The following is a 16204-nucleotide window of genomic DNA, read 5'->3' as shown; positions in this document are numbered from 1 at the left end:
TTTTGCTTTCTGGCGTTCGCTAAATCGCCTCCGTCATGCGCGACGAAGCTATAGATTTTGTAGGAAATGGGTGTTTTTGTAGGAAACGGTATTTTAAAAATGTGCTGTAAGCGAGAGGGGATGGTGCCCAGAGGCGGAATCGAACCACCGACACGAGGATTTTCAATCCTCTGCTCTACCGACTGAGCTATCTGGGCAAATTTTTTAGTATCTAAATAACTAAGCTATCTAGAAAACACAGGCTAACGCCTAAATAAAGTGGTGCCGACTATCCGAGTCGAACGGATGACCTACTGATTACAAGTCAGTTGCTCTACCAACTGAGCTAAGTCGGCACACTAAATTATTGGTGCCCAGAGGCGGAATCGAACCACCGACACGAGGATTTTCAATCCTCTGCTCTACCGACTGAGCTATCTGGGCAAATCTTTTTTAATGTCTAGGAAACTCTTCTTACTAAGCTAACTAGAAATTATTGGCTGACGCCTAAATTAAATGGTGCCGACTATCCGAGTCGAACGGATGACCTACTGATTACAAGTCAGTTGCTCTACCAACTGAGCTAAGTCGGCACACTAATTCGTGTACCATGCAGTTTCTGCATGCACCACATTGCTAATGCAATGATTTTAATCTGGTGCCCAGAGGCGGAATCGAACCACCGACACGAGGATTTTCAATCCTCTGCTCTACCGACTGAGCTATCTGGGCGTGCGGCGTATTAAACGGGTTTTGCGGTTCTAAGTCAACCCTTTTTTTAAATACATTTATCGTTTGCACAGTTTTCAGACAAAGCGGTTAAAATACCGCTTTTTCGATGAAAAAACACCCGACTAGCCATGTTTTACTGTATTTATCGACTTATATCTATGAATAACGCAAACCGCTCTAGGCCAACAACAAAGAAAAAGGCGTCACTTAAGAGAAATATGTGCTTAAAGGAATAAAATAGAATGGAGATACATATTCTATCTCATCCCTATAGCGAAGCTCGGCAACAAGGTTTATCAACCCTGTTTAGAGATTGTCTTTATGTTGAGCTTCAAATCTTTGTTGCATGACCTGTATCGCTTTTTCTACCGCTTGTTTTGCATTACTTGTATCGCCATTTGTTACCGCTAATATCGCTATGTTCTTTTCTGGCAACACTAAGTTGTCTAAATAGAAGGTCCCAGTAAAGCCATTGTGATGAAAGCTATTGTCGTTTGGAGTAAGGATCCAGCCTAAGCCATATTCTGGGCTAACCGGTGTGAGCAGTCGCGTATATGAATTAGCACCAATCAAATTATCACCACCTCTGGCACCCGCGAGATAAGCACGTAAATAGTATGACAGATCGGTCAAGGTCGTACTGACTAACCCAGCAGGTCCAACAACGTTTGGTAGATCGACCCTGTCGGCCGGTGTTATTGGATGCCACTGCCCTTCTCGCATCTGATGACCACTCGGCTGTCCTTCTGGGTCTCCATAACTAGCAGGCCCAAATCCAATATTTTCCATTCCAAGAGGGATGAATACCTCTTGCTTCACTAACGCTTCCCATGATTGCCCCGTCACACGCTCCAACATATGGCCTGCAACAACATAACCTGCATTGCTATATAGATAGGTTCCGTGAGTCACTTCTGGTTGCGTCGTTAACACCTCTTGAGTCCAGGCATATCTTTGCTCGACCATGCCACGTTGATCTAAATGCCACTTACCAGAATACATGGAGTCAAGATCACGCTTTAAGCCCGAAGTCATCGAAAGCAGTGCAGTTAGGGCCTGTTGACCTTTGCTGTTTGATTTTTGTTCTTCTGAGTGTGTTTTGGTCGCGACGCTCGACTTGCCGCCTAGTAATCTAGGCAAAAGTTGAGCAACAATGAACAAAGCGCACTCAGGTGAACCCAAAGGGCAGCGCTTGATTGGCATTTCTTCTGTGTTGCCCCACAAGGATGTGGGGTAAGGTGACTTTGCAGGAGCATAAAGTCTTTATCGCCTGACTCACATAGAATAACTATGCTACGCCGGCTCTGCCTTGTATAAATACCAATCAAACTGCTGCAAAAACAAACTTGAAAGATCAACAGGCCCTAGTGTAACAGACTCAAATTCAGGGTTAATTTTTCCGATTAACTCAGGAAAAACATCACTCACCCGACTGTCAAATTGAATTAACCCCTGCTCAACCAAGCGAGCAGCGACGGTTGCTGTCATGGATTTACTGAACGAACCAATCGACCACTTATCAAGTTTGGTGACCAGAGCTTGCCCTGTACTCACTCGCACACCAGCTACATCAAGCTCAATCAACTCATCCCCATAAACGATAAACCCGCCAAGTGCGGGCATAGCAAACTCAGCTCGGATTGCTTCCAGTTGTTCGTTGAGTAGCCCGTCTCCCACCTTGCCATAGCGCGGCGGAGTGACGGCTATGTCTTCGCGAGCACTCTTTTCAATAACAATAGAATTGTCACTGTTATTACAGCCAGTTAGTAAGGCGCAGCCCAGCAGTGTAATAAGCCAACCAAACGCCAGCCGACTTTGACGTAGAAACATGAGATATCCTTATAAGTATTAGGTTGAACGAATACTACTTTATAAAAACGTTACGTAAAATTTAATTTTTATTAAAGTTTAATGCTTTACACATCGCAGGCGTAGTTACAATTATCGAGATAACAACCTGATTATTTTAAGATTTAAAACAATCAGGTGATCTCAGTGTATTGCCACTATTGATTGAAAAACGAGAGGTAAAAACTTGCCGAAGGTGGTAGGATTGCTACAACTAATAAGTATAAATAATTCTTTCGGGATTAAGCATGCCAAATAGCGCGAATACCAATGCAAATGGACGGATACTTTTTTTATTTATCGCAATACTGACTGTTGGACTATGTAGCGCCGCAGGTGCTTACCTACTGCCAAAGCAAGCTGACGTCCCTGCCGCACCAACCGTAAATCTACAACAACAAGCAACAACAGTTGCAACTCCCCTTGCTAAGGTGGTCACACAACACGGTTTTGACAGTGCCAAACAGATTGTATCCGCATTATTAGCATCTAACGAACATTTGGGCGGCTATTTGTACGTCAATACGGGGATGGGGCAACCAAACTTGGTATTTCAACAAAGTGCAGGTGAGCAAATCATTGCACTGAATCGCGAAGAGTCTTATAACAGAGACACAATGCAGGTTTACCACATGCCACTGCGACTAGATGAGCAAAACGTTGGTGAACTCATTTTGACTTATACACCACCCGTTGCAACTACATCATCAGGCGATCCATTCATTGCCTATATACTGCTCGCTGCCGCTATTATTAGCGCCTTGATGATTGTTGTGATTGCGGCTCGTCGGCTTTCTGGCGCATCAAGTAACGATACTGAAGAGCTTATCTCAGAAATCAATCATCTAACGACGGATAAAAACTACAAGTCGACGGTGGGTACTTATTATAGTGGCGGTCTGGCTGAGGTTGCTGAAGCGATAAATGCACTGTTAAAGCAAGTTCAATCATCCATAGAGTCCGATCAAGCAACGCAAAATGAGTTAAAGCAGCTTCAAGAAAGTCTCGAAACTGAAGTTCAAGCCCGCACGCTGGCGCTAGAAAAAGCGATTTTAAATGCGGAGCGTGCTAGTGATGCTAAAACCACTTTCTTAGCCACCATGAGCCATGAGATCCGCACGCCAATGAACGGCGTCATTGGTACTATTGATTTACTGCGTCAAACCGATCTTGATGGTGCTCAACATCGCCTCACCACGATTATTCGCGACTCGGCTTTCTCTTTACTTGGTATTCTCGATGATATTCTCGACTTTTCTAAAATTGAGGCCGGTAAATTACGCATAGACAACAGTGCTTTCTCGGTGGCTGAAACCACAGAGGAAGTCGCACGTGTGCTTTCATCAGTAGCAAAAAAACGTAAGTTAGACTTACAACTGTTTATTGCTCCTGACATTCCAACGAATTTAGTTGGTGACACCGTGCGCGTTAGGCAAGTACTTTATAACCTGTGCAGTAATGCTATTAAATTCACGACTACAGATGACTCAACCCAAGGTTATGTAAAAATCTCCGTTGAAGTTGCACAAAACACCTCGGAGCATTACACCTTACGCTTTACCGTCACTGACAATGGTAAAGGCATGACAAAAGCTCAGTTGAGAGAAATTTTTAATCCGTTTATTCAAGCTGAGGGCTCTATCACCCGCGAATTTGGCGGTACAGGACTTGGCCTTTCTATTTGTAAAAGTTTAATCGAACTCATGCTGGGTAGTATCCATGTTAACTCGGATATTGGCATGGGAAGCGAGTTTGTCGTGGAATTGCCATTTAGTGTGGATGGCAAAGTTAATTACGCGAATAAGCAATTGTTAAACGGCCGTACTGTTGCCCTACTCACCCCAAATAATGAAAGACGCACTATTTTAAACCGCTACCTTTCATTCATGGGCGCGAGTGTGATTGCTATCGATGAAAGCGAAATAACCGAACACCAGCACGAAGATAAACTTATTTGGGTGCTAGATGGTTTAGACGGCATGGACAAGGTCAATGAAGAGCTAAGAACCGTCGTTTACTCGCTTGAGAAAAACGAACAGCAAGTTGTTGTTCTAAGTAAAATGGACGAAGCTGCCCTTAATCACAAAAATATTTTCTATCTCAATGCATCACCGTTATGTAAGTCTAGCTTTATGACGGCTATCTTGGTTGCTGCCGGTTTGCATAAACCAAAGGAAATTAAACCATCACGCACTATCAACGACTTTTTAAGCGTTGATGAAGCAAGAGCAACCAACAAACTGGTGTTGTTAGTTGAAGATAACGTATTAAATCAGCAAGTGCTGACCGACCAATTACACCTGTTAGGCTATGGTGTCGAGGTTGCGGAAAATGGTGAGGAAGGCCTAGAGCTTTGGAAAAAAGAGCACTTTCCAATCGTACTGACCGATTTACATATGCCGAAGATGTCGGGCTACGACATGGTCAAACATATTAGAGACTATGTAGAAACCGCAACAGATACCATTGAACAACCATACATCATTGCCGTGACAGCCAATGCGCTCAAAGGTGAAAGAGAACGTTGTGAGGCTGGTGGCATGAATGACTATATCACCAAACCAGTAGAGTTAAATGTATTAGAGGCAACACTTAATAAGTGTATAGAAAGCTTACCAAAAGCACAGCAACCGAAACCAAGTGCTGAGCCATCAGCTGCTGTACCAGCAGCCGCTAGCCAAGTACAGCCGGGATCAGAGCAAGAAACAGAGCTGGAGCCTGAAGTTGATGAAGTTATGGTTGCAGAGCCTGAAGTTATTGCGACAGCAGCAAGCGAGCCCGCGCCAGCTATCAATATGGACATGCTCAACAAGTATGTAAATCATGATGAAGCGAAACGAAATCGCTTTTTTCGAATGTACTTAGAGCAAAGTAGCCAGTTAACACGTGATGTAAATGGTGCGGTGATCACGATGAACCAAGAAGAAATCATTGAAGCTTGTCATCAACTTAAGTCCATTTCTAAAACTATCGGTGCCGAAAAAGTAGCTGAAACAGCCATAGAGTTTGAGACTTTATGTAAGGAAGGCACGCTTACCACCGATCAGCTGATCCAGATGCGTGATAAATTGGAGCAGGACTTTTTAGCCGCAACCGAGTTTATCCAACAATATTTGAGTCAAGAAGCCTAATGATGTGGGGGTCGCAGCCCCCACAAATCCTGTCACCACTAGGGCAGGCGTTTTTTCAGCAAGGTAAAGATAAATGGATCGCAGGGTCAACCTGCTCCTACACCTGCAATGAGTGGTAAATATCAGCGATATTAATGCTCACGCCATTCGTTTAGATATAACCGCCATCTAAAAGCATGATCCTTCCCTGAATCACTGACCGCATTTTATGCGCTTTCTGACTCCAAACACTTCCCCTATTAATTCTCACTGAGTATACTGACGCACTTTTTTAAATTAGTTAGTCGTTACATACAACAAACGCTAGTTGAAATAGGTACTGGTCACCCGTTCAAAAAAAGTACAGGCATGCCTGAGTTCATACAAGCAAATATCTGATTAAGATTTTTACTCGGTGACTCGATGAGCAATGCCAATCTGCATTGAAAAGTGTTCTATTTACCGCACGTCGCTTCAAACGTTGCACGCTAAGTACATGGCTCATTATTCAGTGTTGATTGAAAAACATTAGATGCAATAACGCATCCTTTATAAAAATGACCAGATACAACACATTGATTAGATTAGGAAGTACATATGAATTCAGTTCCGAAGGCCGGAGAATTTCTGGGTCACCCTAAAGGCCTCTTCTTATTATTTGGTACCGAAATGTGGGAGCGCTTTGGCTACTACGGTATGCGTGCCATCTTAGTTCTTTATCTTGTAGCACAAGTTCAAAATGGTGGCTTCGGTTGGAGTAATGCCGACGCACTAAGTCTTTACGGCACATTTACGATGGCCGTTTATCTCACCCCACTATTTGGTGGTTGGCTTGCAGATAACGTATTAGGTCAGCGCAAAGCCATCATTATTGGCGGTATTTTAATGGCTGCTGGCCATTTTATTATGGGTATTCCTCACAGCGTTGTGGCAGGACAAGAAGTAAACGTCTTCTACCTTGGCTTGGCATTGCTTTGTTTAGGTAATGGTTTATTCAAGCCAAATATCTCAACGATGGTTGGCGATTTATACCAAGAAGGTGACAAGCGCCGTGACGGTGCATTCACTATCTTCTATATGGGTATCAACTTAGGTGGTGCATTAGGTCCACTTGTTGCGGGTTATGTAGCAGCGGTCGTGAACTGGCAGGCAGGCTTTATCGCAGCAGGTATTGGTATGATCATTTCTGTGGTTATGCAGCTTATCTTAAGCCAGAAATACCTTGGCGATATCGGTAAAGTACCTTCTGCTAAACTTTCTCAACAGATGTCTGACTCACAGACTAAAGAACCGCTTACGAAGAAAGAAAAAGATCGTATCCGTGTTATTTTCACCATGAGTGTTTTCTCAATTATCTTCTGGATGGGTTTCGAACAGGCTGGTGGTTTGATGAACCTATTCGCAAACGACTATACCAACCGTATGTTTATGGGCTTTGAGATCCCGGCTTCTTGGTTCCAGTCGCTTAACTCTATCTTCATCATTGTATTTGCGCCATTAGTAGCGATGATCTGGTTAAAGCTAGATAACAAAGAACCGAACTCTCCCGTGAAGTTTGCAATTGGTCTAGTGTTCTTAGCACTTGGTTTCTTAACCATGATGCTTGCGCTTGCAACAGAAGGTGGTGAAGCCGGTGGCACACTTCAGATCAGCATGATTTGGTTAGTATTGTTCTACATGTTCCACACCCTTGGTGAGCTATGTTTATCACCGATCGGTCTTTCTATGGTAAGTAAACTGGCGCCGCTGCGCTTAGCATCACTGCTAATGGGTATTTGGTTCCTATGTACAGCTGTTGCAAACAAGCTTGCTGGCCTTGTTGGCTCTTTCATCGGTGAAGGCCAAGAAGCAATGGAAAACGCGATGAGCATCTTCATTGGTTTAGGCGGCGTTGCCTTGCTATCTGCTGTGTTAATGTATCTATTAAGCAACAAGCTTGTAGATTGGATGCACGGCGCTGAGGGCAAGCACGAACCTCATACGCAAGAACATTACCTTGCGGAAGAGCTAGAAGTATCCGCTGAGAAGCAATAATATTTGCTGTAAACCACGCTAATTTAGCGTGGTTTACCTCTCCCACAATAGCCATACGTAAAGATTTAAATACACTTAGCGCCATTTTCCCTCTCAATGTAGTCGTGTGATAAAAATCCCCTCTCTCATATAGTCCATCAACTAAAAACATAAAAACCAAATAAAATCATAGCAATATAAAAATAAAGTTACAAAATACCCCGCAAAGCACCTTGCTGTTTTTAGTCAAAATTTAAGCAAAAATAATTATCGTCACGCCTGTGTCAATTTTGTGTCTTTTACATGGCAATTGTGCAACTAAATTTACAAAGTCTCCTACTGCTATTTACTGCCTCTAACTTCCCCTTTGCAGTAATTTGATTAATCATCCAGTCATAAATACTAACAAGTCACCCAGTGCTTAATACGGGAGTAAAACAATGAGTGAAGTAAATAATCCACTAGGCCTAGTCGGCATCGAGTTTACAGAATATGCAACACCAGACGCTGATTACATGGATAAGGTATTCACTGACTTTGGATTCTCAAAACTAAAGAAATTTAAAGACAAAGATATCGTTTACTACAACCAGCACGATATTCACTTCCTGTTGAATAACGAGCGTGAAGGCTTCTCAGCACAGTTTGCTAAAAGCCACGGCCCGGCAATTTGCTCTATGGGCTGGCGTGTAGAAAATGCGCAAAAGGCGTTTGATACTGCGGTTGAGCGTGGTGCAAAACCTGCGACTGACTCAACACACAAAGACTTACCATACCCAGCGATTTACGGTATCGGCGATAGCCTTATCTATTTCATCGAAAACTTTGGCGATAAAGGGTCAATCTTCGAGCAAGACTTCGTTGACCTAGAAGAGCAAAAAATTGTTGAAGACAAAGGCTTTAAGCGCATCGACCACCTAACGAACAATGTTTACAAAGGGACGATGGAAACTTGGGCTAACTTCTATAAAGACGTATTTGGCTTTACTGAAGTTCGTTACTTTGACATCAAAGGTCAAAAAACGGCGCTGCTTTCTTATGCACTTAAGTCACCATGTGGCACCTTCTCTATTCCAATCAACGAAGGCAAAGACGACAACAACAACCAGATCGATGAGTACTTAGATGAGTACAATGGTCCAGGTGTACAGCATTTAGCATTTTTGACTGACGACTTGGTTAGTTCACTAGATAAACTAGACAAGAGCACCATTGCCACCTTAGATATCGTAGATCACTACTACGACACTATCTTTGACCGTGTGCCTTGGGTTAAAGAAGATAAAGAAAAGATCAGACAGCACCAAATCCTAGTAGATAGCCAAAGCGAAGACTGCTACCTACTACAGATCTTCACTAAAAACCTGTTTGGCCCAATCTTCATCGAAATGATCCAACGTGTTGACGATGGCGGCTTTGGTGAAGGTAACTTCCAAGCGTTATTCGAGTCGATTGAACGCGACCAAGAGCGCCGTGGTGTAATCTAAACACACATATCAAATTAATAAAAAAGCAGCTAGCGATAGCTGCTTTTTGTGGTTTATCAAATTGCTATTACGACTTGAGTTTTTCACTTTTGACCATAACTCAAGTTGAAAGCCAAAATTAAAGGAAAGGCAATGTCTCAAATTAATGAAACACACGACATCCAATTAACAAGTTGGGTAGCTAGTGCGAATGCGACTGGAACTGATTTCCCTATTCAAAACTTACCTTTTGCAGTATTTCGTCGTAAGAACAGTAATGAAGAGTTTCGCGGCGGTGTTGCGATTGGCGATCAAGTACTAGACCTTGGCGCTGTTGTTGACGCTAACCTATTTACAGGCGACGCAGCTGAGGCCGCCGAAGCTGCAAATGCCCCAGCATTAAATGAATTTATGGGTATGGGCCAGCAGTACTGGTCAGCACTTCGACTTGCCCTGTCTCGCGCATTACGTGAAGGTTCTGAGCTGCAATCAAGCCTTGAAAGCGCATTGGTTGCACAAGATGACGTGGAATATGCTTTGCCTTGTCACATTGGCGATTACACCGACTTTTATACCTCAATCTACCATGCAACAGCGGTAGGTAGCCTGTTCCGTCCTGATAACCCACTGCTACCAAACTACAAGTGGGTACCAATCGGTTATCATGGCCGTGCATCGTCTATTGGTGTTTCAGGTCAAACGTTCCCTCGCCCTAAAGGCCAGACCAAAGCACCAGATGCAGATACGCCGTCATTCGGTCCTTGTAAGCGTCTAGACTACGAATTAGAGCTAGGTATTTACCTAGGTAAAGGTAATGAACTTGGCGACTCTATCGCAATTAAAGACGCTGAAGATCACGTTTTTGGTTTTTGTTTATTCAATGACTGGTCTGCACGTGACTTGCAAGCTTGGGAATATCAACCATTAGGTCCATTCCTTGCGAAAAACTTTGCTTCAACAGTTTCTCCTTGGGTTGTAACCACCGAAGCACTTGCACCATACCGTACTCAATGGCACCGTGATGAAAACGATCCACAACCGCTAGAATACTTAGAATCAACGCAAAACCGCGAGTCTGGTGCTATTGATATTCGCATGGATGTCTTACTAGAGACTGAAAAAATGCGTAGCGAAGGCGCTAAACCAAGCAAACTGTCTGAATCCAGCTTCAAGCACAGCTATTGGACGGTTGCGCAAATGGTTACACACCACACTGTGAATGGCTGTAACTTCTTACCGGGTGATATGCTAGGTTCAGGCACGCAATCAGGCCCTGAGCATGTAGAAGCGGGTTCATTACTCGAACTATCACGCGGCGGTAAAGAAACTATCACGCTTGCAAACGGAGAAGAGCGTAAGTTCCTAGAAGATGGCGATAAAGTAATTATGCGCGGTTGGTGTGAAGCCCAAGGCTACAACCGTATTGGTTTTGGCTGTGTTGAAGGCACTATACTTCCAGCAAAATAATCGCAATTATTCGTGCGTTAATCGCAATTTTATTTACTTTTAAATCAAAGGCATGATGATTTCATGCCTTTTTTTAGTTCTAAAAACTGGAAATTTGACTAAAAATTGTTAGAGTGTAGCGCTGATTTAAATCCGAGGTTGAATGTTGCAAGTACTCAAGCGCCTATATCTAAAGCTGTTTAAGCCGACTCAATTAATTGTTCGTCAAGACGCAACTGTCAAGATGCTGAAACTGCCATCTTGGGTTCAAGCTTGCTCGATTTTGATTTTGCTTGCTGTCGCTATTTGGATAGCCAATGCCTCACTCAAATTACAAGAAAACGGTGACCAGCTCACTAAAGAGCAACAAAACTTAGCGCAGCTGCAAGCCAAGTGGCAAAAAGAAAAATCACAGCTTCAAGCACAATTAGCACAGCAAAAAGGCATGCTTGACCAACTGTCACAGCAGCACAGTGTGCTTGAATCATTGGTTGATTCGACTCAAACAACTGACGACAACGTAGTGGAAGGCGAGCTAGAAGAAACACCGACAGACCTTAACAGCTCACAACCAAGTACCACAACCGAATTTGCTCCCCAAGCCAGTCACCTACTTATCCAGCAACGACAGCTCAGCGAACAACTTGGGCAATCGTTCAGCGCTGAAATTGCAGCGATGCAAGAATCCATCGACAGTGCAGGATTACAACTATCATCTGACTTCTCAGAAGCACAAGGTGGTCCCTACTTCCAAGCCGACTTAGAATTGGTAGAAGCCAGCTTTATTAATGCCATTGATCAATACGCTGTTTATGCGCAGTTAGCGACGATGATTGGCCAACTGCCAGATACACTGCCTGTCGCTCAGGAGAAATATTATGTCTCCAGTGCTTTTGGTTTTCGTAAAGACCCGATCACTGGCCGCCGTGCCTATCATAAAGGTATCGATCTCGCAGGTTGGCACAAGACACAGATCGTAGCTCCAGCTTCTGGCACAGTTAAACGAGCGGGGAAAAATGGCGGCTATGGCAATTTTATTGAAATTGAGCACGCCAACGATATCACCACACGCTACGGGCACCTTCACACCATTAAGGTAAAAAAAGGCCAGCAAATCAATAAAGGTGACGTAATTGCACTAATGGGCAGCACAGGAAGAAGTACAGCGACGCACTTGCACTATGAAGTGATTCAAGGTAAAAAACACCTAAACCCAATTAAAATCGCCCGCGCATTCAATAAGTAACATCTAATTGCAATTACGCTGCGATAGTGAGGCATTCGTGTTTAACTCTTTTAAAAACCAACGAAACGACGTCCCAGCCATTATTGCTCAAAGCACTAAAGTCACGGGCGATATTGTCTGTGAAGGTGAACTGCAATTAGATGGTACCGTCCATGGTAACCTCGACATCGAAAAACTAATCATCGGCAATAAAGGTTTAGTACAAGGTAATATCCAAGCCAATGAACTGACGATATTAGGTAAGGTCGAAGGTGATATTCAGGCCAAACAAGTTACGCTGCTTCCTAGCGCTCAAGTATTTGGCAATATCGAACACGAGACCTTAACGATTGAAGCTGGTGCGCATGTCGATGGTAAACTGACGCACCGTAACGAGCGAGCCAATAACGTCACGGCAATTGACTCTGCTGACGATCAAATCATAAACAATTAAGATCTTTTTGCGCTGATATACATGTTAATGTCGGCGTGAAACACTTTCTCTCCCACAGTATTAAAAACTTCCACCGGAACAACGAGCTCTTCTTTATCTTGCCATGTTCGCGGATATTCTATTTGCGCCACGGCATGTAGATCTGTCTCGGCTTTAGCTAGGTATTGCACTGACATCCCCTTTGGGATCCAGCGATGGGTTTTATGGTCGATGGTCGCGTCTGTCATGACTCCAGCACACAACTCCGCAAGATTACACTGAGCAATAGCGTGAACCGTACCTATGTGGTTATGAATGGCTTTACGGTTACGAATTGTGGCCCTACAAACGCCGGGCTTCAATTGTGTGATTTTAGGCTTAATGGTGCCAAAGTAAGGTGCCTTACGACATACCGCCTTACTGAACATCCATTTACCAAATGGCAACCAACTCATCCTTTTATAAATTTTTAAAAGTGGTGCAGACATAAGATTTTTCTAAAATGATTTTGCTTAAAATTAACACATCTGACCAGTTAATCAACCGTCTACAATTATCAGCGAATAAAATATCTTAAAAATTTGCTAAATCGGCGCTTTGTCCTGTCTTTTCTCATTCTCCACAATACAATAACGGCCAAAAGGAGACGCCATGACCCAATCAAATTCAAAAGCACTGATTTTTATTCTCGCTTTACTTGTTATCTTTTGCCCTTTAGGTATCGATCTCTATCTACCTGCGTTTGTGGACATGCAGTCCAGCCTTCAAGTATCAGAAAGCCAAATTCAGCAAACTGTGAGTATTTATATGTTAGCTGTGGGTCTTGGACAATTGATAGCAGGTCCGCTTGCGGATAAATATGGCCGTAAGCCAGTTGCACTGGTTGGAATCGTGTTGTTTGCGCTTGGCGCCGTGATGGCAAGCACAGTCTCCACTTGGCCACTTATGATGGTAGCTCGAGTGTTACAAGGCCTGGGCGCTTGCGCCACATTCGTCAGCGCTTTTGCTATTGTTCGTGATAGCTTTGGACACAAAGGCAGTGGCCAAATGATCACTTACCTCAATGGTATTGTATGTTTTATCCCAGCATTAGCCCCTATTTTAGGTGCATGGCTCACCGTCGAATTTGGCTGGCAAAGTAATTTTAGCTTTTTGTTTGGCTTTGCCGCTCTTGGCCTCATCTTGGTTTCTCTTATCTATAAAGAGACTCGCCCCGAAGATACACATTACAGCGGTCATATCCTTGATTTGAGACGTTTTAAGCCGATGCTCAGTAGCACGACTTTCATTTACAATGCCGCCTTAGCGATGCTTGGTATGGCTGCAATGCTGGTATTTGTGATTTCGGCTCCGGGGTGGATCATGGCAAAAATGGGCGGCAGTGTTTCCGACTTCACGTTTTGGTTTACTGGCAATGCGGCGCTGAGTATTGTCGCAAGTTTTATTGCTCCCCACTTCATCAAGCGCAATAGCCAGAAGTCACTCACCTTTGGCCTTGCCGTTTTTAGCTTTAGCGGCCTGTTGTTACTGGCTTTGCCACAAACTGAAATAGCGCATTTTGTACTGCCTATGTATATGGCGTCAGTCGGCTTTGCATTTACAATTGGAGCAGCGGCAGGTAAAGCATTATCTGGGTTTGCGAAACAAGCTGGGACGGCTTCAGCGTTGATTGGGGTACTACAGATGAGTGGCGCAGGGGTGCTTGCAACCATGACGCAACCACTAGCATTGGATGCCCCTATTCAACTCGCGTTGCACTTACTACTGGCGTTACCTTTCTTGCTATTACTGGCTACGAAGCACCGTCATCAGCTTCACAGTGCAGCTTAATTAGAATTGATATAATAGCAATTATCAGTACAGTTCCTTTATTAATAACTACGATGTATGGTTAGACGTCCTATCATAACCATACATTATATTAAAGTAATTAAATATTCTTATTAATTCCACAAATCTGCATAATTTACTCTTTACGAGTTCTTGTTATTGGTTATATGCTAACCACCGTTAAGAAGTTGTTAGTTTTTATTAACAACAATATTCACGCAATGTAACTGAGAAAATAACAATGAAATTAAACAAGTTAACTGGGGCACTACTTATCGCAGGCGCTTGCGCTATGTCACAAGCACAGGCATCTGACGATCGATACATCATTCAGGTCGATAATTCGAAAAAAGGCGTCGTAAAAGCACTTGCTAAAAAGCTTGGCGCTGAGCTGCACGTTGATGGCGATGGCTTCTTCGCTGCAACTTTTACTGGCAAAGATCTTAGTCAAGTAAAGGGCTTATTAAACAACCCACACATCAAACTCGTTGAAGCAGACCAAAAGCGTTACCCTCTGGGGATTTATAACGACGACGCAGGTAACCCAATGCAGCAACAGGTTACGCCTTATGCGGTGTACCAATCACAAGCTGATCAACTTACTTTCAATGCCAATGCCGGCATGAAAGTATGTGTGATTGACTCAGGTCTTGACCAATCAAACCCTGATTTCATTTGGGGTAATATCACCGGTGATAATGACAGCGGCACAGGTAATTGGTATGAAAATGGTGGTCCACACGGCACACACGTAGCCGGTACTATCGGTGCTGCTGACAATAATATTGGTGTTATCGGCATGGCACCTGGCGTGCCAATGCACATTATTAAAGTATTTAACGCAGAAGGTTGGGGCTACTCTTCTGATCTTGCTCACGCAGCAAACCTATGCTCACAAGCAGGTGCAAACATCATCAATATGAGTTTGGGCGGCGGTGGCTCAAACAATACAGAATCAAACGCATTTGAAAACTTCCGTAATGCTGGTGGCTTAGTGGTTGCGGCAGCTGGTAACGATGGCAACAATGTTCGTTCATATCCTGCAGGCTATCCTTCAGTAATGATGATCGGTGCAAACGATGCAGATAATCAAATTGCAGACTTTTCTCAGTATCCAAGCTGTACTTCTGGCCGTGGAAAACGCGCGACTAACGACGAGCATATTTGTGTAGAGGTAACTGCAGGCGGTGTTGATACACTTTCAACTTACCCAGCAGACATGGCGACTTCTTCAAGCATGACAGCTGACGGTGCGGCGTTTGCAAGTTCAGCAATGGAAAACAGTGGTAACGCTTCAGGCTCGCTTTACTTTATGGGCACCGCTGAAGCAACTGATGGCGCTGCAAACGGTAAGGTGTGCTTAATTGACCGTGGTAATATTTCATTCCACGATAAAGTAGCAAACTGTGAAGCATCTGGTGGTATCGGTGCGATTATCGTAAATAATGAAGCTGGCATGCTATACGGCACTTTAGGTGATACTAACAGCACATCAATCCCAGCGGTTGGCGCTGCATTTGAAGATCGCACTGCGTTGATGGCAGCTACAAACGCGAACATCAGCATTGGTACGAGTGATTATGGCTTAATGAGCGGCACGTCAATGGCAACTCCTGCTGTTGCAGGTCTTGCAGCACTGGTATGGTCTAACCACCCAGAGTGTACTGGTGAAGAAATCCGTAGTGCATTAAAAGCAACCGCAGCAGATGCTGGCGCTGCAGGTAAAGACGTGTACTTTGGTTACGGTATCGTTAAAGCAGCAGATGCGAGCGCTTACTTAACCGCTAACGGTTGTGCTGGCGGTGGTACAGGTTCAGGTGACGGTGATAACACGACAAGCGTTGAGCTTTCAGCTTCGGGTTATAAGCAAAAAGGTAACAGTTATGTTGACTTAAGCTGGAACGGTGCAAGCACGTCACAAGTCGATATTTATCGTAACGGTAGTAAAATTGTCACAACTAGCAATGATAATAGTCATACAGACAGCATCAGTGTTAAAGGCGGCGGTACATACGGCTACCAAGTGTGCGAACAAGGTAGCACTGCGGCCTGTTCAGCAACACAAACTGTTGTGTTTTAACTCCCAACCAACCAATTCAAGAATGCCGGTCTTTTGATCGGC

General features: G+C 43.9%; 11 protein-coding genes and 5 tRNA genes. 8 read left to right on the top strand and 8 right to left on the bottom strand.

The genetic code is table 11. The features are described from left to right. Positions 1-121 precede the first annotated feature (121 nt). From MHN30_RS00265 to MHN30_RS00235, 7 genes are all read right to left on the bottom strand, one after another. A tRNA-Phe gene (locus MHN30_RS00265) sits at positions 122-197 on the bottom strand. Positions 198-259: 62 nt separating this feature from the next. Then, a tRNA-Thr gene (locus MHN30_RS00260) sits at positions 260-335 on the bottom strand. A gap of 12 nt (positions 336-347) precedes the next feature. Beyond that, positions 348-423: transfer RNA gene (locus MHN30_RS00255), tRNA-Phe, on the bottom strand. 73 nt (positions 424-496) lie between these two features. Beyond that, positions 497-572, bottom strand: a tRNA-Thr gene (locus MHN30_RS00250). A 63-nt stretch (positions 573-635) separates the two neighbouring features. After that, positions 636-711 (bottom strand) — tRNA-Phe (locus MHN30_RS00245). A 306-nt stretch (positions 712-1017) separates the two neighbouring features. After that, positions 1018-1914, bottom strand: a complete 897-nt coding sequence (locus MHN30_RS00240; protein ID WP_239356842.1) for a serine hydrolase domain-containing protein — start codon at positions 1912-1914, stop codon at positions 1018-1020. A 90-nt stretch (positions 1915-2004) separates the two neighbouring features. Continuing rightward, on the bottom strand, positions 2005-2541 hold the full coding sequence (locus MHN30_RS00235) for a beta-lactamase family protein (protein WP_239356840.1): 537 nt from the start codon (positions 2539-2541) through the stop codon (positions 2005-2007). A gap of 266 nt (positions 2542-2807) precedes the next feature. Between MHN30_RS00235 and MHN30_RS00230 the strand changes: the two genes are divergently transcribed. From MHN30_RS00230 to MHN30_RS00205, 6 genes are all read left to right on the top strand, one after another. Next, positions 2808-5690, top strand: a complete 2883-nt coding sequence (locus MHN30_RS00230; RefSeq protein WP_239356838.1) for an ATP-binding protein — start codon at positions 2808-2810, stop codon at positions 5688-5690. Positions 5691-6266: 576 nt separating this feature from the next. Continuing rightward, positions 6267-7703 carry a peptide MFS transporter gene (locus MHN30_RS00225; protein WP_017216449.1) on the top strand — a complete coding sequence of 479 codons (1437 nt, stop codon included), beginning with the start codon at positions 6267-6269 and terminating at the stop codon, positions 7701-7703. 419 nt (positions 7704-8122) lie between these two features. Then, positions 8123-9169: a 4-hydroxyphenylpyruvate dioxygenase gene (gene hppD, locus MHN30_RS00220; protein ID WP_211858435.1), complete on the top strand. Its 1047-nt coding sequence runs from the start codon at positions 8123-8125 to the stop codon at positions 9167-9169. A 132-nt stretch (positions 9170-9301) separates the two neighbouring features. Beyond that, positions 9302-10615: a fumarylacetoacetase gene (fahA, locus tag MHN30_RS00215; protein ID WP_239356826.1), complete on the top strand. Its 1314-nt coding sequence runs from the start codon at positions 9302-9304 to the stop codon at positions 10613-10615. A 142-nt stretch (positions 10616-10757) separates the two neighbouring features. After that, positions 10758-11840, top strand: a complete 1083-nt coding sequence (locus MHN30_RS00210; RefSeq protein WP_239356823.1) for a M23 family metallopeptidase — start codon at positions 10758-10760, stop codon at positions 11838-11840. Positions 11841-11877: 37 nt separating this feature from the next. Next, entirely contained in the window at positions 11878-12273 is a 396-nt protein-coding gene (locus MHN30_RS00205; protein WP_130125830.1) for a polymer-forming cytoskeletal protein, read from the top strand. Here MHN30_RS00205 and MHN30_RS00200 read toward each other — a convergent pair. Next, complete coding sequence (locus MHN30_RS00200; protein WP_222241350.1) at positions 12270-12740, bottom strand: hotdog fold domain-containing protein; 471 nt, start codon at positions 12738-12740, stop codon at positions 12270-12272. The two genes, MHN30_RS00205 and MHN30_RS00200, sit on opposite strands and share 4 nt — an antisense overlap. A gap of 163 nt (positions 12741-12903) precedes the next feature. On the opposite strand from MHN30_RS00200, the gene MHN30_RS00195 reads away from it, so the two are divergent. Further along, on the top strand, positions 12904-14082 hold the full coding sequence (locus tag MHN30_RS00195) for a multidrug effflux MFS transporter (RefSeq protein ID WP_069023078.1): 1179 nt from the start codon (positions 12904-12906) through the stop codon (positions 14080-14082). A 241-nt stretch (positions 14083-14323) separates the two neighbouring features. Continuing rightward, the gene (locus MHN30_RS00190) at positions 14324-16162 is read left to right on the top strand and encodes a S8 family serine peptidase (protein WP_239356820.1); all 1839 of its coding nucleotides are present in this window, start codon (positions 14324-14326) and stop codon (positions 16160-16162) included. The last annotated feature ends 42 nt before the right edge of the window (positions 16163-16204 follow it).

This window comes from Pseudoalteromonas sp. OF7H-1, from assembly GCF_022347825.1.
Lineage (GTDB): Bacteria > Pseudomonadota > Gammaproteobacteria > Enterobacterales > Alteromonadaceae > Pseudoalteromonas > Pseudoalteromonas maricaloris.
This window is presented reverse-complemented; position numbering and strand designations above follow the sequence as displayed.

Coding starts and splice junctions, on each gene's coding strand:
- MHN30_RS00240 (WP_239356842.1), bottom strand. CDS start 1,914: ATGCCAATCAAGCGCTGCCCTTTGGGTTCACCTGAGTGCGCTTTGTTC.
- MHN30_RS00235 (WP_239356840.1), bottom strand. CDS start 2,541: ATGTTTCTACGTCAAAGTCGGCTGGCGTTTGGTTGGCTTATTACACTG.
- MHN30_RS00230 (WP_239356838.1), top strand. CDS start 2,808: ATGCCAAATAGCGCGAATACCAATGCAAATGGACGGATACTTTTTTTA.
- MHN30_RS00225 (WP_017216449.1), top strand. CDS start 6,267: ATGAATTCAGTTCCGAAGGCCGGAGAATTTCTGGGTCACCCTAAAGGC.
- hppD (WP_211858435.1), top strand. CDS start 8,123: ATGAGTGAAGTAAATAATCCACTAGGCCTAGTCGGCATCGAGTTTACA.
- fahA (WP_239356826.1), top strand. CDS start 9,302: ATGTCTCAAATTAATGAAACACACGACATCCAATTAACAAGTTGGGTA.
- MHN30_RS00210 (WP_239356823.1), top strand. CDS start 10,758: ATGTTGCAAGTACTCAAGCGCCTATATCTAAAGCTGTTTAAGCCGACT.
- MHN30_RS00200 (WP_222241350.1), bottom strand. CDS start 12,740: ATGTCTGCACCACTTTTAAAAATTTATAAAAGGATGAGTTGGTTGCCA.
- MHN30_RS00195 (WP_069023078.1), top strand. CDS start 12,904: ATGACCCAATCAAATTCAAAAGCACTGATTTTTATTCTCGCTTTACTT.
- MHN30_RS00190 (WP_239356820.1), top strand. CDS start 14,324: ATGAAATTAAACAAGTTAACTGGGGCACTACTTATCGCAGGCGCTTGC.